20 protein-coding genes are annotated in these 23,417 nt (G+C 59.5%); 7 read left to right on the top strand and 13 right to left on the bottom strand.

Going from position 1 to position 23,417, the window contains the following annotated elements:
- Position 1: 1 nt before the first annotated feature.
- The 6 genes from K6118_RS09500 to K6118_RS09525 form a co-directional block, all read right to left on the bottom strand.
- Positions 2-949: a Pvc16 family protein gene (locus tag K6118_RS09500; RefSeq protein WP_247120112.1), complete on the bottom strand. Its 948-nt coding sequence runs from the start codon at positions 947-949 to the stop codon at positions 2-4.
- Position 950: 1 nt separating this feature from the next.
- On the bottom strand, positions 951-2,054 hold the full coding sequence (locus tag K6118_RS09505) for a hypothetical protein (RefSeq protein WP_247120113.1): 1,104 nt from the start codon (positions 2,052-2,054) through the stop codon (positions 951-953).
- Positions 2,051-2,857, bottom strand: coding sequence for a hypothetical protein (locus K6118_RS09510; protein WP_247120114.1), 807 nt, complete (start codon positions 2,855-2,857; stop codon positions 2,051-2,053). Before K6118_RS09510 ends, K6118_RS09505 begins: the two co-directional genes overlap by 4 nt.
- 6 nt (positions 2,858-2,863) lie before the next feature.
- A complete protein-coding gene (locus tag K6118_RS09515; protein ID WP_247120115.1) occupies positions 2,864-3,376 on the bottom strand; it encodes a phage tail protein in 513 nt (170 codons plus the stop codon).
- A 50-nt stretch (positions 3,377-3,426) separates the two neighbouring features.
- Positions 3,427-5,019 carry a phage tail sheath family protein gene (locus K6118_RS09520; RefSeq protein WP_247120116.1) on the bottom strand — a complete coding sequence of 531 codons (1,593 nt, stop codon included), beginning with the start codon at positions 5,017-5,019 and terminating at the stop codon, positions 3,427-3,429.
- A gap of 535 nt (positions 5,020-5,554) precedes the next feature.
- On the bottom strand, positions 5,555-6,934 hold the full coding sequence (locus K6118_RS09525; protein ID WP_247120117.1) for an aminotransferase-like domain-containing protein: 1,380 nt from the start codon (positions 6,932-6,934) through the stop codon (positions 5,555-5,557).
- 729 nt (positions 6,935-7,663) lie between these two features.
- Here K6118_RS09525 and cyoA point away from each other — a divergent pair.
- From cyoA to cyoD, 4 genes are read left to right on the top strand one after another with little or no spacing between them, the layout of a single operon-like run.
- Positions 7,664-8,596 (top strand): ubiquinol oxidase subunit II, encoded by a 933-nt coding sequence (gene cyoA, locus K6118_RS09530; RefSeq protein WP_247120118.1) that lies wholly within the window; start codon positions 7,664-7,666, stop codon positions 8,594-8,596.
- Positions 8,596-10,581: a cytochrome o ubiquinol oxidase subunit I gene (gene cyoB / locus K6118_RS09535; RefSeq protein WP_247120119.1), complete on the top strand. Its 1,986-nt coding sequence runs from the start codon at positions 8,596-8,598 to the stop codon at positions 10,579-10,581. Before cyoA ends, cyoB begins: the two co-directional genes overlap by 1 nt.
- A complete protein-coding gene (cyoC, locus tag K6118_RS09540) occupies positions 10,578-11,204 on the top strand; it encodes a cytochrome o ubiquinol oxidase subunit III (protein ID WP_247120120.1) in 627 nt (208 codons plus the stop codon). The genes cyoB and cyoC overlap by 4 nt, the downstream gene beginning before the upstream one ends.
- A complete protein-coding gene (gene cyoD, locus K6118_RS09545) occupies positions 11,204-11,572 on the top strand; it encodes a cytochrome o ubiquinol oxidase subunit IV (RefSeq protein WP_247120121.1) in 369 nt (122 codons plus the stop codon). The genes cyoC and cyoD overlap by 1 nt, the downstream gene beginning before the upstream one ends.
- Before the next feature lie 251 nt (positions 11,573-11,823).
- Here the strand turns inward: cyoD and K6118_RS09550 are convergent, their stop codons facing one another.
- From K6118_RS09550 to K6118_RS09570, 5 genes are all read right to left on the bottom strand, one after another.
- Positions 11,824-13,233 (bottom strand): Dyp-type peroxidase, encoded by a 1,410-nt coding sequence (locus tag K6118_RS09550; RefSeq protein ID WP_247120122.1) that lies wholly within the window; start codon positions 13,231-13,233, stop codon positions 11,824-11,826.
- Positions 13,233-13,808: a hypothetical protein gene (locus K6118_RS09555; RefSeq protein WP_247120123.1), complete on the bottom strand. Its 576-nt coding sequence runs from the start codon at positions 13,806-13,808 to the stop codon at positions 13,233-13,235. Before K6118_RS09555 ends, K6118_RS09550 begins: the two co-directional genes overlap by 1 nt.
- On the bottom strand, positions 13,805-14,455 hold the full coding sequence (locus tag K6118_RS09560; protein WP_247120124.1) for a hypothetical protein: 651 nt from the start codon (positions 14,453-14,455) through the stop codon (positions 13,805-13,807). The genes K6118_RS09555 and K6118_RS09560 overlap by 4 nt, the downstream gene beginning before the upstream one ends.
- A 10-nt stretch (positions 14,456-14,465) precedes the next feature.
- Positions 14,466-15,704 carry a cytochrome P450 gene (locus tag K6118_RS09565; RefSeq protein ID WP_247120125.1) on the bottom strand — a complete coding sequence of 413 codons (1,239 nt, stop codon included), beginning with the start codon at positions 15,702-15,704 and terminating at the stop codon, positions 14,466-14,468.
- 136 nt (positions 15,705-15,840) lie between these two features.
- The gene (locus K6118_RS09570) at positions 15,841-16,737 is read right to left on the bottom strand and encodes a patatin-like phospholipase family protein (protein ID WP_247120126.1); all 897 of its coding nucleotides are present in this window, start codon (positions 16,735-16,737) and stop codon (positions 15,841-15,843) included.
- A 163-nt stretch (positions 16,738-16,900) separates the two neighbouring features.
- Here K6118_RS09570 and K6118_RS09575 point away from each other — a divergent pair, with 163 nt between their 5' ends.
- Positions 16,901-17,797 (top strand): pepsin/retropepsin-like aspartic protease family protein, encoded by an 897-nt coding sequence (locus K6118_RS09575; protein WP_247120127.1) that lies wholly within the window; start codon positions 16,901-16,903, stop codon positions 17,795-17,797.
- A 41-nt stretch (positions 17,798-17,838) separates the two neighbouring features.
- Here the strand turns inward: K6118_RS09575 and trxC are convergent, their stop codons facing one another.
- Together trxC and K6118_RS09585 are read right to left on the bottom strand one after the other, a co-directional pair.
- A complete protein-coding gene (trxC, locus tag K6118_RS09580; protein ID WP_425531546.1) occupies positions 17,839-18,276 on the bottom strand; it encodes a thioredoxin TrxC in 438 nt (145 codons plus the stop codon).
- A gap of 136 nt (positions 18,277-18,412) precedes the next feature.
- Complete coding sequence (locus K6118_RS09585; RefSeq protein ID WP_247120129.1) at positions 18,413-21,223, bottom strand: TonB-dependent receptor; 2,811 nt, start codon at positions 21,221-21,223, stop codon at positions 18,413-18,415.
- 492 nt (positions 21,224-21,715) lie between these two features.
- Between K6118_RS09585 and K6118_RS09590 the strand changes: the two genes are divergently transcribed.
- Entirely contained in the window at positions 21,716-22,237 is a 522-nt protein-coding gene (locus K6118_RS09590) for an RNA polymerase sigma factor (protein WP_247120130.1), read from the top strand.
- 122 nt (positions 22,238-22,359) lie between these two features.
- Positions 22,360-23,412, top strand: a complete 1,053-nt coding sequence (locus K6118_RS09595; RefSeq protein ID WP_247120131.1) for a FecR family protein — start codon at positions 22,360-22,362, stop codon at positions 23,410-23,412.
- Positions 23,413-23,417: the final 5 nt, after the last annotated feature.

Consider the following 23,417-nt stretch of genomic DNA (forward strand, 5'->3'; position numbering starts at 1 on the left):
ATCAGGCTCCGATATCCAGCGTAATCAGATTGCCGGGTGGCACCCCTTTAACCGGGGTGCCGTCCGCATCCACGATCACGGTTTGAAGGTTCGCACGGTCCCCTACCGCCGCACCGGAAAGCGTCACATCAAAGAGCGCATCCCCAGCGTCCACATCGCTGGTTTTGATTGCGAAGGTTTGGGGCGCCTGTTGCTCGAGCGTACCGCCCGCACGCCGCCATTCGACGGCCACCGCCGCCTGCGCGCCGGGTTCGCCGGTCAAAGCGATCTTGACCTGAGCAGTTCCGGCTCCAAGCTCCAGGTGGGAAAAGAGCCGCCCACCCTGCTGGAACATCTGGTACGGCCCACGGCCGAAACCGGGCACCATTTCGAACTGGCCTTCACTGACAGGCGGCACCGGTTGGCCATGAACCAGCGGCTCGATCGGGATCAGCGCCAGCTCGTAAGCTGCCGACAGGCGGTAGGCCAGCTCACCGCCCTGGGTGGTCCAGACATGGTTGATCTCTTCCATCGTCGGTGCCTGCAGTACCGCCTGAAGCCGGTAGGACGTTGTCTGGCTTTTCCTGAAATCGCTCGCGGGCGCGCCCGGCGGCGCCGCACCCGGCAGGGTAACCGGGATCACCGGGAAGGATTGCAGAACCCGTACCGCCTGGCCCAACACCCTGAGATCGCTGTCGGGCGGCGGGTCGCCATGCCCGGCAGGAAAAGCCGTCAGCAGAATATGGGCACGAATGAAGGTGGGGTCATGATCGCCCATGTCGGCGTGAAACCCCGACGGAACCAGCCGGTAGGCGAAGAGATTCAGCACATGTTTGTCGGCATCCTCAGCCTGCTTCTGCGCCCGCTGCGGTGCGTCCACGGTCACGACGACATCATCGGCCATGCGGACCGCCAGAAAATCGGCGGTGCCTTGGATAGCAACTGAAAGGGAACTTTCCGACGTCGGCATATCAAAGCCCCCTCAAATACGTGCTGCGCATCCGGCGGGCCAGATCCTGGCCAAACCCTTGTCCCCGCGCGGATGAGCCCGCAGTGGGGGCATCCTCATGGATGACCACATCGATCTGGTCGATTTGCACGCGGGGCCGTTCAGCCTGGCCGGTGTCCTGCGGCGACGCCGGGGCCTCAACAGTCGGGCCGAAGTCCGCGTCGAACGTCCCGAAACCGGGCATACCCTCCATGGGGGCCGAAGGCAGCCCGCCGCCAATGTCTGCCCCGCCAGCGCCAAGGCCGGGGGCGGCCACATCACGCCTGAGCGCCTGCATCGGGTTCGGTTCCTTGGGCATTTTTTCATCGTCAGGACCCAAGCGGCGCAAAGCATGGGCCTGCTTGTCTTCCTCCTCCGGCGGCTCAGCTGCAGCGCGGCGAAGCGCCTGAGCGGCCTGCTCCTCCTCTTCCGGCTTTTCTTCCCGGCGTAGGGCCTGGGTCTTGTCTTCCTTGTCCGGCTCATTCGGCTCGGCAGCACGCCGGAGCGTTTGGGCCTGCTTGTCTTCCTCTTCAGGCGGTTCAGCCGCAGCACGGCGAAGCGCCTCAGCGGCCTGCTCCTCGTCCTCCGGCTTTTCCTCCCGGCGTAGGGCCTGGGTCTTGTCTTCCTCCTCAGGCTGCTCGGCGCGCCGAAGGGCCTGGGCCTGTTTCTCTTCCTCTTCAGGCGGTTCAGCCGAAGTCCGGCGAAGCGCTTCAGCGGCCTGCTCCTCATCTTCCGGTTTTTCCTCCCGGCGCAAGGCTTGGGTCTTGTCTTCCTCTTCCGGCTGCTCGGCGCGTCGAAGGGCCTGGGCTTGTTTCTCTTCCTCTTGGGGCGGTCCAGCCGCAGCACGGCGCAGCGCCTGCGCAGTCTTGTCCTCCTCATCATCCGGCTTTTCAGCACGGCGCAAGGGCTGGGCCTCCTTATCCTTTTCCTCCTCTGGCGCCGCACGGCGTAGCGGGGCCGCTTCCGGCTCTTCCTTGTCCTCGCTCCGGCGCAGGGGCGCGGCCATGCCCTTCGGCCACGCGGGGACGGAGGTATCCTCTGCCCGCGCGATTGCGGCCCGGCTCAGGACTCTGGAAAACAGGCTCATCTTCCGCCTCCCCGGCCTTTTTCGGCCCGGATCAAACTGGCATAGCCCCGCCTGCGTGCCACCGGCAGGGCAAGAATATCGGCCTCACCCCAGTGATAAGCCGATGCGATCATGTGAACGTCGCGCAGGAGCTGCTGGCTGCGCGGGAACGCGAACTGCAACGGGTCGATCCGCGCTTCGATATCCGCCTGGCACGCAGGGCAGCGGGTTGCGACGACATCGGCCACATCGGGGCAATGGGCCTCGAAGGCGGCTTCAATCCGGGTGACATCGGCCTTACTGAAGGCGCGGGCATCCGCCGCGGCAGATTCCGCAAGGCCGCATAGCGCCAGCAGGCGCCGCTCGGGAGGCAGGTCACCCTGTTCGAACGCCAGGTCCTCCTCATGGCCCCCATTCGGCGCTTCGAACCGGCGCAGGCCCAGTGAGGTTTTGACCGACACCAGCGGAAAAGTTTCACCTGCCGGTTTACGCGGGGCGGCTGCCAGCGTCAGCGGCAGGTCGAAATATTGCTCGCAAACCCGGCATTGGGCCTGGAACCAGCCCTTGTCTGTCCAAAACAGCAGGGCGGCCCGCTGCAAAAGCCATTCCCGCGCCGATGAGGTCAGCCGTCTGACCCGGTCGAGACTGACGGGCTGGCCGCTGATCCGGTCGAACACGGTATTCAGCAGGTGGCTGACCCGCGCGGGACGCGGGGCGCGGGTCCAGGCGATTTCGGCAAGCGAAAGCTCGAGATCGCCGGTCAGAGCCCGCGGGAGGTAGCTCGGGAACGCCACCGCCAGGGTCTGGAGTGCACGGTCGGTCATGACCGATCAGGACTCTGTCGGTTCCACGACGGCCAAGTCGCGGACAAAGCCCTCATACGCCATGGTGATAGACTGAATCCCGATCGTATTCATATTGTTGGCATCGAATTCTGGAAGCGCCTGAAACTCGGTCACCCAGGCCCGGCGCAGGTGATAGGACATCGCCGGTGTGCCTTGGAGGTTCATGACATTGATCACCACGTCGCGGCGGAAATTGACCAGGCTCATGCCCGCATCGCCTTCCGAGACATTGTTGACCGCATTGGCCCAATTCTCGAAGACCGGGTCATGGGACAGGCCCATTTCCAGTGTGACATTTTCGACCTTGCTGCCGCCGGGGATAGCCCTTTGCATCGACGGGTCACCCGCCGCGCGCCAGTTGACCACCTCGGTGGTTTTCTTCAGGGCGCCCATCTTGGAGAGCCCGGCAACGGTTTGCCCACCGATCACGACCTGGAATTTGAACGTGCGGTAGGGGTCATAGCGATGTGCATTGACGGAAAACATGGGAGCAGCCATGGGACAGATCCTTTGTTCAATATGAGAGGACGGGAATCAGGCCGCGTGCTTTACGCGGCCTGACCAACAATCTGCTGTATTTGGACTACGACGAATTCGGCTGGCTTGAGCGGTGCGAAGCCGACAACGACCCGCACGATACCGGCGTCAATATCGCCCTGCGTCATGGTGGACCCCAGGCCGCAATTGACGAAATAGGCGTCCGAGGCCTTTTCGCCCTGGAAGGCACCTGACCGGTGCAGCCCGTCCATGAAATTGCCGATACTGGCGCGCAAGGATGCCCACAGCTTGTGGTCGTTCGGCTCGAACACCACCGCCTGCAGGGCGTTGTAGAGACTTTCGCCGATCATGCTCTGGGTCCGGCGTACCGGAATGTAGCGATACTGCGGTTTGGTTTTGGTCGCCAATGTCCGGCCGCCCCAAACCACTGTGGGGCCGATGATCGCGCGCAGGCAATTGACGCCCCATTCGTTCAGATTGTCCTGGATCGCGTTGCCGATCATCACGTTCGGCCCCAGCGAGCCGCGAACCGTGGCCTCAAGCCCGGCCGGTGCTTTCCAGACACCGCGGGCAGCATCGATCCGCCCCCACAGCCCGGCCGCCATTGCCGACGGGCCAATATCGAACGTAGCCGGTTTATTGGCCGCGGTTTCCGCGTCATAGAAGGGGTTCGAAACCGTGAGATACGGATAATAGAGCGCCGAATAAGGCGAGGTCGGGAAGCCCGCGTCCTTGACATTCTTGGCCGTGACCAATTGGTTGGACGTGGTATCCGGATTGACCGGATCGACAAGGACCATGCGGTTCTGCATGAATTCGGCGTGGGTAATTGCCGACTGGTAGATTTCCTTATTGTCCTTCCAGTTGAGGCCCGGCAGCACCATGATCGAGACCGAACGATAGTCCTTGAGCGTCTCGAATGCTGCCTCGAAGTCGGCCTTCTTCGGCGCCTTCGAATCCTCGCCGCCAGTGGTCACGGCATTGACATCGCTCTTGTCGCCCGCGCCAGAGGCGGAGCCTGCGTCGCTTTCGACCGTCACAAGCGCCGACCGGTCGTTGACCTGGCCCTTGATCGCACGGCCATCGGTCGGCACGACACTCAGGCCGGAGAAGGTTTCGAGGATAGTATCGAATTCCTTCTTGGTGACGTCGGCTTCGCTGAGCGATGCCGTGGTCTGGGTGCCGATCTTCAAGGTGAAGTCGCCCGTGTCTTCCTGCTTGAGGTTGATAAGCAGAGCATCGGCCCATTTGCCGGTCGAGGTCGCGGTGAAATCCAGTTTGTATTTCTTGGCGCCGTCCTTGATGGTAATGGACGCCTTCGAGGCCTTGCCCTTGTTGGCCTTATCGCAGACTGGAACAATGAAGGCCTTGCTGCCGCCGTTGGCCAGGAAGGTGGTGACGGCGTAGCCGAATGTGTCTGCCTTGTCGCCGAGGTCGCGAATGCCGCCGGAACCACCCGAAATCGGGCCGTATTTCTGGGCATATTGCGACCCCAGGCTGATCTGCTCTGGCGCGCCCCCATCCTGCAGAGGTTTGCCGCGTGTGAGGTGGCCTATGAAGGCCGTCACCGACGTCGACGCAGCTTCGATCGAAAGCCTGTTGGACGGTACATGTTCGATATAAACGCCTGGGTGTTGGTACATTGTCGTCGCACTCCTCTGTCGGAATGGTTACGGGATAAGCGCGGCGCGAGCCGGAAATGCGCGCACGCCAGCCTACGGATGCGACGGCAGCCGTAACGATGCGACCGTCACAAACGGTAAAACACTACAAACGATGGGACCGGTAATTCGATGAGCACCAAAACAAACAATCTGTGGATGGTGCTCAGATAATAACAGCGGAGAGTACTATTGGCTTAGACCCCCTGCCCCCTTGTCGGTCGGCCGAAACTCTTAATGGTCCCGAACTCCGAAACAGATTGGCTCTCTGTAGGGTCGAGTATATACACCAATACAGATCATTTTGATAGCCGTTTTCGACTCTTGCGCGATATTTCTGCGGAAAACACATGAAACAGGACCGGCGTAGCGCGCCACGCAACCAGCATTCAACCATGAAGCCGCCGGGCCCGTTCCTTGATTCCGTGCCAACAGCTTTTTGATCAAACCAGCCGGGGCTCTTGCTGCAGGCGCGCCATCTCGTGATTCAGGCCTACAAAATGAAGGACGCAGAACATCAGACGATGGTGCGGGCGACATGCGACGGTTGGGACATGAGGCTGGCAAGCTGGGACAGCCCATCCTTCACCGTTTCCCGGTCAGGCGCCACGCCCAACGAAATCCGGACAGCTTCCTCTTGATCGTCCCCGGTGGCGAATGTCGCCGATGGGACAATCAAAATACCGGCCCGGTCAGCATACTGCGAGAAATCAGACGCCCGCCAATGGCCTGGCAACTGTAACCAGATATGATGCCCGCAAGGATCGGCCGCCATGGAAACATTCCCCAAGACCGACTTGGCGATCAATTGCCGTTTCATATTCTCGGCGCGAATGGCGCCCGTGATTCTATCGAGCGACCCATCCAGCACCCACCGGGTCGCAACCGATGACATCAGGGGCGGCGCCATCAAGGTCGTTGCGCGCATGGCCGTGGCAAGGCGAAGCGCGTCCGCGCCCGTCGGTGCAACCACATACGCGACCCGCAAGGCGGGCGTCACGCATTTCGAGAGCGTGGCGATGTGCCACGTGATGTCCGCCGCCATTTCGGTAAAGGTCGTCAGCCGTTCCGGCCGGAGCGGCGCGTAAGGATCGTCCTCGATGATCGCGACATTATACCGCCGTGCGAGCGCAGCGATGGTCCGGCGGCGTTCTTCCGGCATGGTCACCGTGGTCGGATTATCGATCGTCGGGATCACATAAAGGGCTTTGGGTGAGCGTTCGCGACAGACCTGCTCAAAGGCATCCGGCATGATGCCATGCTCGTCCATGGTCAGCGCTTCAACGATTAACCCCTTCTGGGAGGCAACCGCCTTAAGACCCGGATAGGTCATCGACCCTGCGGCAATCACCTGGCCACGACGAAGGTTGAGCTCGCAAATGGCAAAAAGCGCACTCTGCGCGCCGGCCGATACCAGAACCCGGTTGCTGCCAATACCCTCAATGCGCTTGGCAAGCCAGATTGTACCTGCCTGACGGTCCTTTTCAGTGCCGATGCTTTCCCGGTAATGCATTGACGCGGCGCCGCGCGGGGACCGGAGAATGCTTGTGATAGCCGAGGTTATCGCCTGACTGAGGTTCGCCTCGGCGGGCTGCGGCGGCATATTCATGCTGAGGTCATACGAAATGTCCCCAAGCACATCCGCTTCGTCCCCCTCCATGGCCGGGCTCACGAAGGTGCCGCGACCGGCTTGCGCGTCGATGAGGCCCCGCCGCCTTGCTTCATTGAAAGCCCGGGTAACCGTGGTCAGGTCGACATCAAGTGCCTCCGCAATCGTTCGTTGCGGCGGCAGCCTGTCTCCCCCGACAACCCTACCGGACTGAATGTCTTCCTGTAGCGCATCGACAATGCCCAGATATTTTATGCGAGCACTATTGGCTAACCTCGGTTTCCACATTTCGCCCTCATCCCCCCGGATACTATAATTATAATTTTTCATTCCTTAGCATGGACGCAGCATGACTGGGAAGCCATGACCGACTCATACACTTCCAGGCGCCCCATTCGCGATGAAGTCGAAGAGATACGGCGATCAAACCCGGCGCCTGGTCGCGACAAAATGTCCTAGCTTTCATAAAAAAAGAAAAAATAGGCTGGACACAGGCCGCATGTTGGAAGATAAGCACTTTGACAGATGAATTGACAGCGTTGTCATATCATCAAACCCTGAACTCAAAACCGTTATCATCCCCATCCCCCCATCTATCCCCTTAGGCTACCCACAAGACAGACGGAGACCTCCCACAGCCGGGAACCCATACATTTAAGCCATTTTCGTATGTTAATACGCATACATTATTGCGTGTTTGTATGGTGTTTTCTTCTAAAATTTCACTTGTATCGCGCTTTTTGAAAGCTCTTCCCTACTCGCAATGACGCAGGTTTTGAGACCCTTCTCAAGGCTGTGACTCGTCACGCGATCATGATATTACCATGGTTTATTAACCATATATGCGATATTTGACGTGCTACTTCGCCTGCTTGCAACCGCCCAAGCCACGCCGATTTGCATGTTAATTTAATGTATGGTCTTTACATGCATACAAAATGCAGGTAAACGGCCGTCGAATCATGGATATCGCTATATGGGGGCGGGGGTTCATACATAACATGTAGGAACCATGTCATGTTCGCTAAAGTATCTAGTTCGCTCAGTCGGGCGGCTTTCGCACTCCTGCTGCTGCCGCTCGCCGGTTGTCAGCAGTACGACCTTCTCGATCCGAAAGGACCGATCGGGGTTGAAGAAAAGGGCCTGATCCTTCAGTCCCTAGGTTATATGTTGTTGGTGGTCATTCCGGTGATCCTCCTGACCTTGTGGTTTGCGTGGCGCTACCGGGCAAGCAACACCAATGCGACCTACGCGCCCAAGTGGGCCCATTCCACAAAGATCGAAGCCATCGTCTGGATCATTCCCTGCATTATTGTCGGGATCCTCGGTGTTCTGATCTGGCGCACCTCCCACACGCTGGACCCATACCGCCCGCTGGACTCCCAGGTTAAGCCGGTCCGGGTCGATGTCGTGTCCCTGAACTGGAAGTGGCTGTTCATCTACCCTGACTATGGTGTGGCGTCGGTCAACCAGCTCGCCATCCCGACCGGGACGCCGATCAATTTCCGCCTCACGTCGGAATCGATCATGAACTCCTTCTTCATCCCGCGGCTTGGCACCCAGGTTTACACGATGGCCGGGATGCAGACGAAACTGCACCTGATCGCCGACGAACCGGGCACCTACCGCGGCATGTCCGCTTCCTTCAGCGGCCCTGGCTTTGCTGACATGCACTTCAACACGCTCGCCATGGATGGGCAGGCATTCAAGCAATGGATTGCCAAAGCGCACCAGTCGACTGTGTCGCTCGACCCGCAGACCTATGCGGCGCTTACGAAGCCGAGCCGGAAGGACCCTGTGACCATCTACGGAAATGTCACACCGCACCTGTTTAAAAACATCGTCGACACCTTCATGGCTCCCATGGCCCCCAAGAAGCCGTCGACCGCTCTCAACCACGCTGAGGACACCCATGTGGCCTCGGCGCAAAACGTCGGAGACAACCGCTGATGTTTGGTAAACTCACCCTGGACGCCGTTCCCTGGCATGAACCCATCATCATGGGAACTGGCGTCGTTGTAGTCCTGGGCGGCATCCTCGTCCTCAGCCTCATCACCTATTTCAAAAAATGGGGCTACCTGTGGTCCGAGTGGTTCACCAGTGTAGACCACAAGAAAATCGGCGTGATGTATTTCGCCTTCGGCTTCGTCATGCTGCTCCGTGGCTTTGCCGACGCCATCATGATGCGGACCCAGCAGGCGATCGCCGCCAACGGGCACGCGGGCTTCCTGCCGCCGCACCACTATGACCAGATCTTCACCGCCCACGGCGTGATCATGATCTTCTTCGTGGCGATGCCTTTCATCCTCGGCCTGATGAACGCCGTTGTCCCGCTTCAGATCGGCGCCCGCGACGTGGCCTTCCCGTTCCTGAACTCGCTCGGGTTCTGGCTTTCGGTCGCAGGCGGTATCCTGATCATGTGTTCCATGTGGATCGGTGACTTCGCCGCGGCCGGTTGGGTGGGCTATCCGCCGCTGACGGAGCTTGGCTACAGTCCAACAGTGGGCATGGATTATTATATCTGGGCGCTTCAGATTTCAGGGCTAGGAACGACACTCGCCGGGGTTAACTTCGTGGCCACCATCATGAAGATGCGTGCCCCCAGCATGAAGCTGATGGACATGCCGGTCTTCACCTGGACCGCGCTCGTGACCAACATCCTGATCGTCGCCATCTTCCCGATCCTGACCGCGACCCTGGCCATGCTGGCCGCTGACCGTTACCTCGGGATGCATTTCTTCACCAACGAGCTTGGTGGCAATGCGATGATGTACATCAACCTCATCTGGGTATGGGGTCACCCTGAAGTGTACGTCCTGATCCTGCCTTGCTTCGGTGTCTTCTCGGAAGTCATTGCGACCTTCTCCGGCAAGCCGCTGTTCGGCTACAAGTCGATGGTTTACGCCACCTGCGCGATCGGCCTGATGGCCTTCCTCGTGTGGCTGCACCACTTCTTCACCATGGGCTCCGGCGCGAACGTCAACGCCTTCTTCGGTATCATGACCTCGATCATCTCGATCCCGACCGGCGTGAAGCTGTTCAACTGGTTGTTCACCATGTATCGCGGCCGCGTCCGCTACCATACCCCGACGCTGTGGACCATTGGTTTCATGGTGACCTTCGCGGTTGGCGGCATGTCCGGCGTTCTGCTGGCTGTTCCGGGGGCTGACTTCGTCCTCCACAACAGCCTGTTCCTGGTGGCGCACTTCCACAACGTCATCATCGGCGGCGTTGTCTTCGGCTGCCTTGCCGGTATGAACTTCTGGTTCCCGAAAGTCTTCGGCTTCAAGCTGAATGAGTTCTGGGGCAAGATTTCCTTCTGGTGCTGGTTCGTCGGTTACTGGCTCGCCTTCACGCCGCTCTATATCCTCGGCCTGATGGGCATGACCCGCCGCATGAACCACTATGATGTCGCCGCGTGGCACCCCTACCTGATCGTTGCACTTATCGGTGCGGCCATCATCGGCATGGGTATCTTCACCAACATCATCCAGCTGGCGATCAGCGTCCGTGACCGCGAGAAAAACCGCGATGTCACCGGCGACCCGTGGAACGCCCGCAGCCTCGAATGGGGTACCTCTTCGCCGGCGCCTTTCTACAACTTCGCCCATATCCCGAACATCACCTCGCTGGAACAGCATTGGGATGACAAGGAAAACGGCCGCGTTGGCCAGGTAACCGAACCCTACACGGACATTCACATGCCGAAGAACACCTCGGTTGGCGTGATCATGTCGGCCTTCGGTTTCATCCTGTCCTTCGCGCTTGTCTGGCACATGTGGGCTGTCGCTCTGATCGGCCTCGTTGGGATCATCGGAACCTTTATCGCCCGGACCTATAACCGCGACGTTGACTATTACGTGCCCGCGGCTGAGGTCGAACGCATCGAGAAAGAGCACCTGGCTGCTCTGCAACTGAAGGTGAGCAACGCATGAACGCACCTCTTTACCCCTCAGCCTTCGAGCCTGTCGAAGAGATAGATCTCGAACACGATTCCCATGACGACGGCTCGACCACGACCCTGGGTTTCTGGCTCTACCTAATGAGCGATTGCCTCATCTTCGCATCACTGTTCGCCACGTTCGGCGTGCTGGAGCATAACTATGCCGGGGGTCCGACGGGCCGCGAAATCTTCGACCTGCCGTATGTGGCGGTTGAAACCCTGCTCCTCCTAGTCAGCAGCTTCACCTTCGGTGTCGCCGCTTACGGGATGCACCATAACCGCAAGAATATGGTGCTGGGCTGGCTGGCTGTGACCTTCGTCCTCGGCCTCGGCTTTGTCGGCATGGAAGTGCGCGAATTCGCCCACCTGATCGCTGACGGCACGGGACCGGACCGCAGTGCCTTCCTGTCGTCCTACTTCACGCTCGTCGGCACCCACGGCCTCCACGTGAGCGCGGGCCTCTTGTGGCTGGCTGTGATGATGCACCAGACGTGGCACTTCGGCCTCGACGGCACCGTCCGCCGCCGGCTGACCTGCCTCAGCATGTTCTGGCACTTCCTGGACCTCGTCTGGGTCTGTGTCTTCACCTTTGTTTATCTGCGCGGGGTGCTCTGATGTCTGCTGAAGCTCATACCCATATGGCCGATGACGGCCACGGCTCGATGAAGCCGCTTATCGTCGGCTTTGTTCTGTCGCTTATCCTGACCGCGATCTCCTTCGCCGCTGTCATGGGTGGCTACGTCCCGAAGGACGATATCCTCACCGTGATCTCGGTTTCCGCTGAAATCCAGCTGATCGTGCAGGTCATGTGCTTCCTGAACATCGGCGCCAAGCCGGGGCAGCGCCGGAACACGGTTATCTTGCTGCTGACCGGTTTCATCATCTCGATCGTGGTGGCTGGCTCGCTTTGGGTCATGCACAATGCCAACGTCAACATGATGCCGGGGCAAATGACCATCGAACAGGCGAAGATGAACGACTGATCGTTCATTCCCCCAGGTAGATGAAGAGACCGGCGGTGTGCCGCCTGTCCGCCCAAAATACCGTTACTGCCGGGGCGCCCCCCCTGAGAGATCGTTACTCAGGCGCCCCGGCCATAACACCGCTCCGCTTCCTGTATGTCCCCGCCCCCATAATGTCCGTGACATCAGAGAACGACACACGAAAGAAAACACCCCCGAGCAGATGATCCGCCCGAAGGTGTTTAATGTGAGCCCCAAATAAGGCGAAGAGCTTACCGCCGCCAGCCTTTGGATTCGCTTGCCAGCGCCTTGAAGGCATTGATGCCGGGCAGGAAGAAATAATCCCCGCCCCGGCAACTGACAAACTGCTTCAGCTCATCACAGATCATCGTCTGCCGGTCACCGTCGCCAGGGATCACCATCTGGCCATCGCCATTTTGCAAACCCGTGATCGGGTCGCTGTCATTGCCCTGGTCAAAATCGTTGCCGTAGTTGATCCACTGCTGCTGGACGAACTCGAACTGGCGGCTGATGCTGGCATTGAGCACCAGGAAGATCAGCCCCTGCCCGGCTTTGCCGTTGACCTCCTCCTGGGTTTTCCCATGGGGCACAAGCTCACCGTAGGTAATGGCGCGCCTAAGGATACGGTGACGGTCCACCAGCGCCGAGCCGAACTGGGCGCCGAACGAATCCCGCGGGTTGGCCCGGCGCAGATGCGCGCCCATCGGGCATACGCGGCCTTCCGGGTCCCCGGCATAGGTGAAGTCATAGTCGTTCTTGCCCTTGATGAGCGGCGTGCCATCCCGGCGGCGGCCGACCATGCGCGCGGCGATATCATCGGCATTGTCACCGAGCTTGCCCGCCTGTTCGGTCAGATAGCCGCGGAACAGGTCCACATCCTGCGCGAGCTTTCTGAGGACAAGGAAGGAGCCATTGTAGGCGAATGCTTCCGGAAGTGGCGCCACCGGCATCTCCCCATGCCCATCGACATGGCCCAGCAGGAATTCGCCCGTGGCCAACGCGCTCCAGTTGCCTTCAGGGTCAAGCGCGCCTGCACCGTCCAGATGTTTCTCGATAAGCCCCTTGATCGCCGGATTTCCCATGCCGTCCCGGAAGCCGAAATGTTCGAGGAGCACGGGGTGTTGAGGCTGGCTTCCAGGGTCGTCGATATAGACCGGCACATCCTTGTCGGACACGATACGGCTGACATCCTGCTGGCCGACAATGCTGGCGCCATCCGCTGCTTCAACCCAGCTGGTGAAATCATCGCACCAGGCATTCAGATGAATCTCATCGGTGGCATAGACCCCCACCCAAAGGTGGACGATGTCTTCTTTCCAGATGTCATCCCACAGTGCCGGGTCGCTTTCGCCCGTGTCGCCATTGATGTCCGCCCGGCGGCGCATCCCGTCGGTGAAATCGTCCGGCAGGCTGTTGAGGATGTCATTGTCGAGCTTGAGCATATCAAGCCCGGCGTGGTTAAAGGCCGCGTTCACAACCACATTGGGTTTTTGCTTGAGCGCGTGGAACGAGGTCAACGGCCCCAGGCGCTTCAGCAGCTTGCGACCGGCCGCGTCGTCCTCATACCGGCAGAAGAAAAAGCGCCCCTTGGGCCAATGCAGGCCAATGCCCCGGAAAAGCGCCTGAACGTCTTTGGTGTCGATAATGGAATGATTGGTCATCAGAAGTTTCCAGGTGCGGGGACATCGGGATGGATGAAGCGGTCGCGGTCACGCCGCCAGGCCTTCTGGAGTTCGGCGTCGCTCAGCCCCTGATGCTGGCCGATCCAGTCCGCCAGCGCCTGCTTGTTGGCAAGGGCCTTGAGCATTTCGCCGACCGAGGCCGGGAACCCGGCATACCCGAGTGGGTCCGTGAACATGCAGCGGCTGATATAGCGCCGGAAGAAGACCGCCCCCTTATAGGCCGGGTAGCCGAGACAGCGGCCCCACACGGCCTGCACGAAGTCCGCGTCGGTGCGGTAAAGGCAATCGAGGAAATCGTCGACGCGGCCATCGATGTCCGCCACGAAGAACAGATACTTTGTCTTGAGCTGCTTGCCGGAGACATCGCCCATCGGCGGGGTCAGCTGGTCGATCAGTTGCAGCCGCACCATGTGCGCCATCGGGCAATTCTGGAACGGGCTGTCGTCCTGTTCATGCCGGAGGATCACCTCCCGAATGTCGGCCAGGCGGCCATCCGGGTCATCATGGCGATATTCAATCGGCGACAGCGCCGTGAGGAAGCTATGCGCGGTCATTGGCTGAACTCCCGCGGGCGGGCACGGTGCTTCAGGCTGGACCGTTCCGGCTCAGACCCGGTTTTGCCAAGCATGGGCGCGGCTTTGTCAGCGAATGCCTTGAAGTGGGCGGCAAACTCGGCGTCGTCCATTTCATCTTCGGTTTGGGTGAGGAAATCCTGAAGCGGCGCCTGAAGCTTGAGGGCGCCGTCAATGTCCCGCACCGTCGCCCCCGGATAGGCGTTATAGTAAAGGTCCACCGGCACCTCGAAATAATGGATATAGCGCTTGAACAGCCGCATCGGCCACGGCCCCGGGAACCCGGCGCTGGTGTACCACAGCATATTCAGGCCCTTGCTGACCGCCTTAATGCGCCCGAAGGCATCGATATACTGGTCCCACGGCCCGTTGAAGTTGGTGGTGAAGGCATAGATGTCATAGGGCCAGTCTTCCTGCGGCTGGTCCGGGTCAAGCCGAGGCAGCCTATCCCCGCGGATCAGGATCCAGCGGGCGAAATGGATGAAGGCCAACTGCTGGACGACCCCAAGCGGCAGATGCTGGAAAATGAAGAGGATCACACGCGTGGGCAGGCGCATCCAGCGCCTGACCGGCGTGATCACGGTCATCGGGATGGCTTTCCCGGCGAAACGTATCGGTACCAGCGGCATAGAGCCTCCGTCAGTTTTTGTAGCTAAGCGGCATGTTCCAAATGAAGTTGCCGTTATACTGCACCTTGCCCGCCTGTTTCGGCGCGCGGCGCAGAAGCGCCATGAAGATTTCCTCCATCATGACATCGGCAATGGCCGCGCCCACACAATAGTGGAACTGGTAGCCGTAGATCATGTAGACGTCGCGCGGCCGGTTCGGGTCGAAGCGGTTCGGATCCGGAATCCGGCGGCTATCCATCATCGCCGACATCAACGAGAAATAGATCATCCGTCCCTTGGCGATCTTGTGGCTCTTGCCGGTGCCGAGACCGAGTTCCTGGTCTTCCGACGTGGTGCGCCACAGGCCCGGCAGGATATAGCTGATCCTGAGCGATTCATGCACCACCTTCAGGACCATGTCATAGTCGCCCTTCTCGGCGGCAGCGACACCGTATTTGTAGCCGTCGGCATTGTTCATGATGACGCCGAGCGCATGACCGTTGGCGATGGTGTTGGTCGGCAGGTAGCCGAGGATCATGCCCATGAGGTAGGAGCGCAGATGCTTGTCATCCGTGACCTTGTCCGCGATGCAGCGGCCGATGATGGTATTGTCCGGCAGCGGGGTCTTGTGCGCGGCCGCAATGGACGCATCGATCACTTCCCAGACGACCGCGACGGCACTTTGCGCCTTGGCGATGCTTGCCGGTGTCATATTCTGTGACCCGAACAGGAAGCCCGCGAGATACATGGCGCCGTCGAAAAAGTCTTGCCGGATGTCTGCGGGGATCGACACGCCATAATAGCGGCCGATCACAGCCTCAGTCACCGGCACCATCAGTTCCTGGATCGCATCGATGCGGTCCCCGGCCTTGTCGAGCGCGTTCTCGCTCACGTCCTTGGCGATCTCCCGCACGAAGGCCAGGTCTTCGGTACGCCACAGCGCCTTAACCTGCTTCATGGTCTCCCAGTAGGCCGGGGTATCCTTCATGGCGAGCAGGAAGGTCGGCACCCAGTCCAGATGATCGACCTGGCGCTGATACGGCACCGTGAAGTCGTTATGGCGCGCACAGACTTCCTGGACATAGTCGAAGCTGGTGACAAGAACCGTGTTGGTGAAGGGAAAGCGGAAGACCGGCGCGAAACGCCGAAGAAGCCCAAAAACTGTCGGGATGACCCGCTGAACGACTAAAGAAATGAAAAACTGAGCAACAGGACCTGGCCGCGTATATTTGAAACCAGACGAACTACCCTTACCCGCAGATGACGTCATGCGTGTCCCCCTCATATGTGCGCAACACCGGTCAATACCCCGTCCCACAACGTCGGTATGGGTTGCTATCTGAAAGAGAGGTTATCCAACCATAGTTGCACTTGTCCAGACTTCATGTTTGAACTTTTAAAGAAGCTCAGGCGGCTCCCTGCCCGTTTCCAAGGTAACGGAGGGTCGCCTCATGGCCGGAACTGAAGAGCTGATTGAAGCCTTCGGGCGACAGGCTGAGGTCGGTGGCTTTATAGCCGAGGTCATCAATCCGCACGGTCCGCCGGATCACCGCCGGGTTCAGATCGAAATCGATCACCTGTGCCCGCATGATCGCGGCAAACAGGCTGCGGCTAAAGTCGAACAGCTCGCCGGTACCCAGGTTGCTCGGCGCGCGCGCACCTTCATGGCTGATGAAGCTGAACCCCAGCGTCCTGTCGTTTACCCCATCATCACCGTCAAAAGCATTGATGGGATAGTTATAGACCGTGCCGCCATCCACATAGATATGATCGTCCGGGATACCGTTCGGGAACTGCCAGGCGGCATACATAAGCGGGATCGACATGGAAGCCCGTACCGCCCCGACCACCGGGGCCCCGGGCGTCTTCTCCGCGGAGAATTCCCGCGTATTGCAGATATTGAGGTCGGTCGCGAACACCCGCAGGTCGCGCCCGCCATGGTGGGCGAGCGCTTCAAACGTCAGATCGGCGGGTAAGCCCTTCCGCGTCAACTGCTGCGCAATCCAGTCATACAGGACCTCGCCCTTATAAAGCCCATAATGGGTAGCGATCCGGACCGGGTTCGGCTTGTCCTCAAGCGTTTCGAAATGCAGGGACCTGAGCGCCACCCGCGCTTCCTCCGGCGTATAGCCGAGGCTGAGCAACAGGGCCATAAAGGCGCCAGCGGAGGTGCCAGCGACCCGTTTCACCCCTGAAAGCAGCCCATGGGCCTCCAGCGCCGTGACCGCGCCCGCATACGCAATGCCGCGGACGCCACCGCCTTCGAACACCAGGTTTTCGATTTGACCACTTTCAACCGCCACACGCGCCCCCATACCTCACAGATGCTACTCGCATCTCCAAATCATGCCGTTAATGCCCAGTTTTTCAAGCTGTTATACAGATACATCCCATCAAACCACGCTCGACATATCAGTTGATCAAATGATACCTTAGGGTTGAACGGGCAGAATAATGGGGGGAGATATGGGGTATAAACAGTGGCTTTATGGCTGCCTGGCAGGCCTGTCCGCCTTGCTGGCAAGCCCAGGCCTGCCCGCGCAGGCCGCGTCCCAGGGGATCGTGGTTCCTTACCGCTATGATGCTGAACACCGCATCATGCTGCCGGTCCTTCTCCCGAACGAAAAAACGGTCTATTACCTCCTGGATACGGCAACTCACTTCGTTGGCATGACCAACAGTGAAGTCGCACGGCTTGGCCTCTCCGTCGTCAACAAGACCGCTATCCGGGCCTTTGCGACTTCAAGCCAATTGAAATTGCCTGCCACCATCGTTCACTCCATGAAGCTTGGCACGCTACCGCTTGAAAACCAGTGGGTGGCTATTTTCCCGAACACGACCGGCCCCATAGGCGCCATCGGTTACCGGGCCTATGCCAACCGTCTTATCCATCTCGACCCGAAGCGAAAAACTCTGGGCTTCTATCCCAATGACGGCAAGTTTTCCCAAAACGGCTGGAAGCTGGTGACGGGCCATGCCAACAAATACGGCGCCATCGTGCTGGAAACGAAGATCCAAGGTGTCCCCTTCGATGTTGTCATCGCTTCGGGGATCAACCACAGCCTAATGGGCTGGCACGCCGCCGAGGCACTTTTTCCTGGCCTCTATAAGCATCCCCCCACCCATAAGATTTCGGTGTCCGAGGGGCTGATCAACGAGGTGCGGAGTGTGCAGGCAAAAATCCTGCATGATGTGCAGATCGGTAATTGGCACGTTGGGGACATTGCTGTCGGCATTACCAAGCTCCCCGTCAAGGAGGTGACCGGCTATATGAACGCCAACCTCCTCATGCTCGGCGCCGATGTGCTGACGCGCCAGGAGCTGGTGCTTGATTTCCGCTATTGGCAGGTCTGGCACCGCTAAGAACCGGCAGGCGCGGGGTAGACACGCCTGCCATACCAGCGTTAGGCTGCGGGCACCTGCGGCAGGTTGGCTTCCAGCCACTGTTTCAGCATGGCGGGCGGCATCGCACCGGCCTGGCGGGCAATTTCACGCCCCTTGTGGAAGATCGCCAGCGTCGGCAGCGAGCGGATATTGTAGCGGGCTGACAGATGCGGTTCGGCATCGCTGTCCACCTTGGCGAAACGGGCATGGGGTTCGAACGCCTGGGCGGCGGCTTCGAACACCGGCGCCATGGAACGGCACGGGCCACACCAGGCGGCCCAGAAATCCACGACAAGCGGCAGGTCCGCGCTGGCGTGGGCGTCAAAATTGCTGGCGGTCAGCGCCACCGGCTTGCCCTTAAACATCGGGCTGCCGCACTTGCCGCATTTTCCCCCTTCATCGAGGCGCGAAACCGGCATCCGGTTCTTGGCGCTGCAATTGGGGCAGGCAACGATCATCGTACTCATCACGGGGCCTCATCACTGTTTGGCTGTTTCCTAGGAGATAGGAATGCAGCCGCCGTCACACAAGGCCCCCCACATGAAAACAGCCACCCCGCAGGGTGGCTGTTCTGTCTGTCGTGACGCGGGTACTTTAGAACTTGAACCCGACAGCCACACCGAAGCGGCGCGGCTCCAGCGTGAACAGGTTGGTGTAAAGGCCCGACGACGGGTCGGTCAGATACATGCCTGTCACATTGTCGCTGTTGAGCAGGTTCCGGACGAAGGCCTTCACGTACCAGCGGTCGTCATTACCAGAAAGCTTGGCCTGAAGGTTCAGCACATCGAAGGACGAGATTTTGTCCGCCGGTGTGTTGAAGATGCGGCCCCACATGCTGCTCTGCCAGTAATAGTCGGCCCGGGCCATGAAGGTCATCCCGTTGTTGAAGTCATGGGTATATTGACCACCCAGGTTGATCTGCCATTTCGGGGCCTGCCTCAGCTCATTGCCCTTGAGGCTGACATCCACACCTCCTGCCTTCACCTCATAGGGTGCCGGCAGGGAAGCCGCGAGCGCGTCACAGAAGCTGAAAGCCCCCGCAGCCGCCACATTCGGGATATCGACCGTGCTGATCGGTGCCGGGGCGCCATTGAGGAGCACCACGCAGTTGGAGCCGTTCGACAGGTCCTTGACGATGATCGAATCCGCCACACCGCCCGACGGGTCCCGCGGGTCGGCTGACGAGGTATCGCCAATCTTGGTATGCAGATACGAGACACTGAGGTTGGTGACGAACTCACTGGACAGCGCTGCGACAAACTCGCTCTCGAGACCCCAGATCTTGGCATCGATATTCTCGTTGACCGACGTCCGGTCCACGATCTTCGATACCTGCAAGCCTTTGTAGTCATAGTAGAAACCGGCAAGGTTGGCGGTCAGGCGGCCATCCATGAAGGTGTTCTTGGTGCCGACTTCGAAGGCGTTGATGAATTCAGGTTCGAACGTGGGGGCGAAGGCGCCGCTGAAGCTCGGCGGGTTGAAACCACCGCCCTTGTAGCCGCGCGAATAGGACGCGTAGAACATGCGCCCATCCTGAGGACGCCACTCGGCAACCAAGCGGCCCGTGAACTCCTTGAAGGTGATCTTGTCGTCCCGGAAGGCCGGAAGCGACGAGGAGGCATCGCTCGTCCCGATCGCCACCGGCGCGGTATAGAGCGGCTGACGGTCCTTGAGGGACTTTTCGTCATTGGTGTACCGGAGGCCACCCGTCAGCTTGAAGTTGTCGGTGACGTCATAATAGACCTCGCCAAACAGCGCCCAGCTCTTGAGGCCGTAATAGTTGGTCTCGCTCTGGTAATAAGGCGTCGCCATGGCCGCACCGTCAGTCCCCGGCAGGATGAAGGAGACATAATCAAGCCCAGCGGCAATCACATAATAATCCACCGTCGAGGAGTAATCGAGGTAGGTGGCGCCGAGGAGGAAGTTGAACTTGCCGTCCAGATGCGAGGTGTAATGCGCTTCGGCCGACCACTGTTCCGCATTCATGCTGGATTGGTCATAGCTGAAGGCCGGCGAGTTGACATTGGCGAAGATATTGCCGCCGATCACACCCACATGGCCAGGCGCCACGGAGGAAATCGGCCAGGTCCCGCCCGAATAGAACTGGGCGTAGGCCGTCGGGTTCAGATACGCCAGCCCGATCGGCACCGCCTGCGCCGGGTTGGTGTTCATATTATAGTCTTCCTGCGAGATCAGGTTGGTTTTCTGATACCCGCCAATCAGCGACAGGGAGCCCTTGTCGAACTCATGCTCGATATGCAGGGTCGCCATGGTTTCGTCGGTCTTGTAGACCGGCTCGAAATCCGTATAGACCTGCCGCATATTTTTCGGGTTGATGTTGCTGGCATTGGCGTCCGGCCCGGCCACACTGCCCGCGGCCAGCAGGTCGCCGAGCGTGACACCCGGTGCCACCGGAATGCCGAAGCCGATAGCATTGAGGAATTCGGACGATGTCAGCACGCCGACAAGGGTCGAGTTAGCATTCGCCGTGTCATAACCGAGAGAGTCCGGCAAACAGCCCAGCACACCGGTCGGATCACGGTGGCAAAGCTGCTTCTGGCTTCTTGCCCGGTTGTCATCCTCCTTGAAGTAGGAAGCCATCAGGTTGACCGACGTATTGTCACTGGGCTCCAGCCGGATGGACCCGCGCACCGAATAAAGGTTGCGGCCATCGATACGGCTGCTCAGGCCGTTGCTGCTGGTTGCCGCCAGGTTCTCGGTATAGCCGTCGCGGTTGACATAGACGCCAGCCAGGCGGAAGGCACCCTTTTCACCGCCGAAGGGCACGTTGATCATCCCCTTGGCCTTGACGCTGTTGAAGTTGCCATACTCGAACTCGCCCGAGCCTTCCAGCTCGTCGGTCGGCTTTTTGGTGATAACGTTCACCGTGCCGCCCGTCGAGTTCCGGCCAAACAGCGTGCCCTGCGGACCGCGCAGGATTTCGATCCGTTCGATATCGAAATATTCGGCTTCAAACAGGCGCGGTGCGTTGACCGGCACGTCGTTGATATGAATACCGACACCTGAGTCCGACGATGCGGCCACAAGCGCGTTGCCGATGCCGCGGATCTGGAAGTTGGAATCGGTAAAGTTCGATTTTGAAAATGTCACGTTCGGCGTCTGGAACTGAAGGTCAGACGCTGTCTCAATCTGGTGTTTTTCAAGCGCGGCACCGTCAAGCGCGGTTACGGCCACAGGCACATCCTGCAGGCTTTCCGACTTCCGCTGGGACGTCACCAGAATTTCTTCCAGATAGACCTGGTCTTTATCGGATTTTTTGGCCGTTGTTTGCTCGGCGTCGTCTGCCGCGAAAGCAGGTAATGCAGCTAAAAGCGTCAGCGCTGATACGGTTGACAAGTGCCAACCCGCGCGAACATTGGTCAGGCGCGAATAGTGATGGTTCATGGTTTCCTCCCCGAAATCTCTGGCGTTACAGATTTCCTACAAAGGAGGGCGGAGCCTTACGTACGAGGCACTCAAAACCGACAATTTTAAACTCGGGACACAGCAGCCCCCGGACCGACCATCCAGGTGCATCGACTAGCAACAAAAATACTAGGCTCTTCCCTACTTCCCCATGCCCACCCATCCAATAATGGTGTGGGCCAATTCCCAGCAGCGGCCTCGAAAAAAGGGGTAGCACCATCTTAAGCTGCCCCTGGCGAGACCATCGCCAAGCATGAGAAATCCCTCTTTTCTCATGGGCTATATCATCCCTGAGGCACCGTGAGCCGTCAAGAAATGTTTGGAATGAAGAGCATTTCACTCCACTAACCCCCGAAGAAAATTGCAAAAATTTGATCAGGGATATTGATAAATAAATCAAAAAGCGTGTACCAATCAGGGGTGGATGTCCCTAGGGACCGGAACAGGAGCCATAGCGGTTTGGATGGGTCTGTGAAATCCAGCCTGATTGACGCGTATCTCGCTCAGCGCGATGCGCTCAAACGCTTCCTGACGGCCCGCCTCAGGAGCGAAAGCACCGCCGAGGACATCCTCCAGGATATGTATCTGAAGCTCGAACGCGCCGAAATCTCCGCGCCGGTCGAGAACATGAGCGCCTTCCTCTACCGCACCGCCAACAATTTGGCCTTCGATCACCGCAAGGCAAACGTCCGCCGCAAGCTGCGGGATGAAGCCTGGTCCGAGGGTACAGTGACCATGGCCGGTATCGAAGCTGTCCATGATGTCCCCGACGCCGAGGAAAGCCTGGACGCCCGCCGCACGCTGGAAAAGGTCATGACCGCGGTCGAAGACCTGCCGCCCCAGTGCAAGGAAGTCTTCAAGGCCTGCAAGCTCAAAGGCATGACCTACAAGGACGCGGCCACCCATTTCGGCGTTTCCACCGGCACCATCGAGAAGCATGTCAGCAAGGCGCTCAAGCACCTTGTGCAGGTGTACCGGGAGGACGGTGGATGACGGCCGGATAATTTTTATCCGCTGAGAGGGGGTGACACATCCAGCTTGGCGTCTATGTAAGTGGAACACTCTAACTAGCTGCCGGAAAGCAGCGCCGGAAAGCAACCAAGGTAAAGCGCCGAATGGCCATGGAACGAAGCGATAAGATCCTGGAGCAAGCAGCTCAGTGGCACGCCCGTCTCAGCAATGAGACGGCGACCGAGGCTGATTGGCTGGACTTTACCGCCTGGCTGGAGGCGGATGACGCAAACCGCCTCGCCTATGACCATATCGAAGACATGATGATGGACATGGCGGCTATGCCAGAGGTCACGATCGCTGAAGCGCCTGCCACAGCAACCCCGGCTGCCAAAGCCCCGGCCCAGCCTGCCAATGACGACGCCGCACCCAAGGGGGCCACGGTTATCGACGCCAGCGCCCGCTTCGGCCGCCGTAAGATGATGATCACGGCCCTCACTGCGGTCGCAGCGCTTTTCCTGGCCGTCTTCGGGGTTGGCAATTTCCGCGGACCGGATGAAACCGTCCAGACCTACATCACCAACCGCGGCGAACAGCGGCTGGTCAAACTGGCGGACGGCACCACCGTGCATCTCAACACCAATTCCAAGCTTACCGTGCGCTTTGGCGAAAAAGCCCGCCGGACCGAGCTGGCGTATGGCGAAGCGCTGTTCAACGTCGCCCATAACAAGACGCGTCCCTTCTATGTCAATATCGGCTCCGACAGCGTCCGCGTGGTCGGCACGGTCTTCAACATCCTAAGGCAGACGGATGCCGTGAAGGTCACGGTCGCCCGCGGCATCGTTGAGGTCTCGCCCACGAAGGCTGAGCCGAGCGCAAAGAAGATTGCCCCGCCGGTACGGCTGTTGCCGGGCCTGCAGTTCCGCCGCGACGAAGGCCATACGGCTGGCGCCGTCAGCAAAGTGGACCCCAACACGGTCACGTCGTGGGAGCATGGCCTCTTGGATTATGACGCCGCCCGGCTTATAGATGTCGTGGATGATTTAAACCGCTATTACACGACCCCGATCAGGGTGGTGGGCAAGGCTCGCGATGAACGGTTCTCCGGCGTTCTTAAAACGACTGATCAGGAATCGGCACTGGCAGTACTCGCTGGTGGCCTTGACCTCAAGATCGAGCGCACCGACAAGGAAATTGTGCTCAGCCCAGCCGATTAAGGACC

The sequence above is a fragment of the Kordiimonas marina genome (genome assembly GCF_023006325.1).
Classification (GTDB): domain Bacteria; phylum Pseudomonadota; class Alphaproteobacteria; order Sphingomonadales; family Kordiimonadaceae; genus Kordiimonas; species Kordiimonas marina.

Bases quoted from the DNA above. Each gene is read 5' to 3' on its own strand.
- cyoC (WP_247120120.1), top strand. From the start codon at position 10,578: ATGAACGCACCTCTTTACCCCTCAGCCTTCGAGCCTGTCGAAGAGATA.
- K6118_RS09575 (WP_247120127.1), top strand. From the start codon at position 16,901: ATGGGGTATAAACAGTGGCTTTATGGCTGCCTGGCAGGCCTGTCCGCC.
- cyoB (WP_247120119.1), top strand. From the start codon at position 8,596: ATGTTTGGTAAACTCACCCTGGACGCCGTTCCCTGGCATGAACCCATC.
- K6118_RS09555 (WP_247120123.1), bottom strand. From the start codon at position 13,808: ATGACCGCGCATAGCTTCCTCACGGCGCTGTCGCCGATTGAATATCGC.
- cyoA (WP_247120118.1), top strand. From the start codon at position 7,664: ATGTTCGCTAAAGTATCTAGTTCGCTCAGTCGGGCGGCTTTCGCACTC.
- K6118_RS09550 (WP_247120122.1), bottom strand. From the start codon at position 13,233: ATGACCAATCATTCCATTATCGACACCAAAGACGTTCAGGCGCTTTTC.
- trxC (WP_425531546.1), bottom strand. From the start codon at position 18,276: ATGATCGTTGCCTGCCCCAATTGCAGCGCCAAGAACCGGATGCCGGTT.
- K6118_RS09585 (WP_247120129.1), bottom strand. From the start codon at position 21,223: ATGAACCATCACTATTCGCGCCTGACCAATGTTCGCGCGGGTTGGCAC.
- K6118_RS09565 (WP_247120125.1), bottom strand. From the start codon at position 15,704: ATGACGTCATCTGCGGGTAAGGGTAGTTCGTCTGGTTTCAAATATACG.
- K6118_RS09560 (WP_247120124.1), bottom strand. From the start codon at position 14,455: ATGCCGCTGGTACCGATACGTTTCGCCGGGAAAGCCATCCCGATGACC.
- K6118_RS09510 (WP_247120114.1), bottom strand. From the start codon at position 2,857: ATGACCGACCGTGCACTCCAGACCCTGGCGGTGGCGTTCCCGAGCTAC.
- cyoD (WP_247120121.1), top strand. From the start codon at position 11,204: ATGTCTGCTGAAGCTCATACCCATATGGCCGATGACGGCCACGGCTCG.
- K6118_RS09515 (WP_247120115.1), bottom strand. From the start codon at position 3,376: ATGGCTGCTCCCATGTTTTCCGTCAATGCACATCGCTATGACCCCTAC.
- K6118_RS09595 (WP_247120131.1), top strand. From the start codon at position 22,360: ATGGCCATGGAACGAAGCGATAAGATCCTGGAGCAAGCAGCTCAGTGG.
- K6118_RS09500 (WP_247120112.1), bottom strand. From the start codon at position 949: ATGCCGACGTCGGAAAGTTCCCTTTCAGTTGCTATCCAAGGCACCGCC.
- K6118_RS09520 (WP_247120116.1), bottom strand. From the start codon at position 5,019: ATGTACCAACACCCAGGCGTTTATATCGAACATGTACCGTCCAACAGG.
- K6118_RS09525 (WP_247120117.1), bottom strand. From the start codon at position 6,934: ATGTGGAAACCGAGGTTAGCCAATAGTGCTCGCATAAAATATCTGGGC.
- K6118_RS09505 (WP_247120113.1), bottom strand. From the start codon at position 2,054: ATGAGCCTGTTTTCCAGAGTCCTGAGCCGGGCCGCAATCGCGCGGGCA.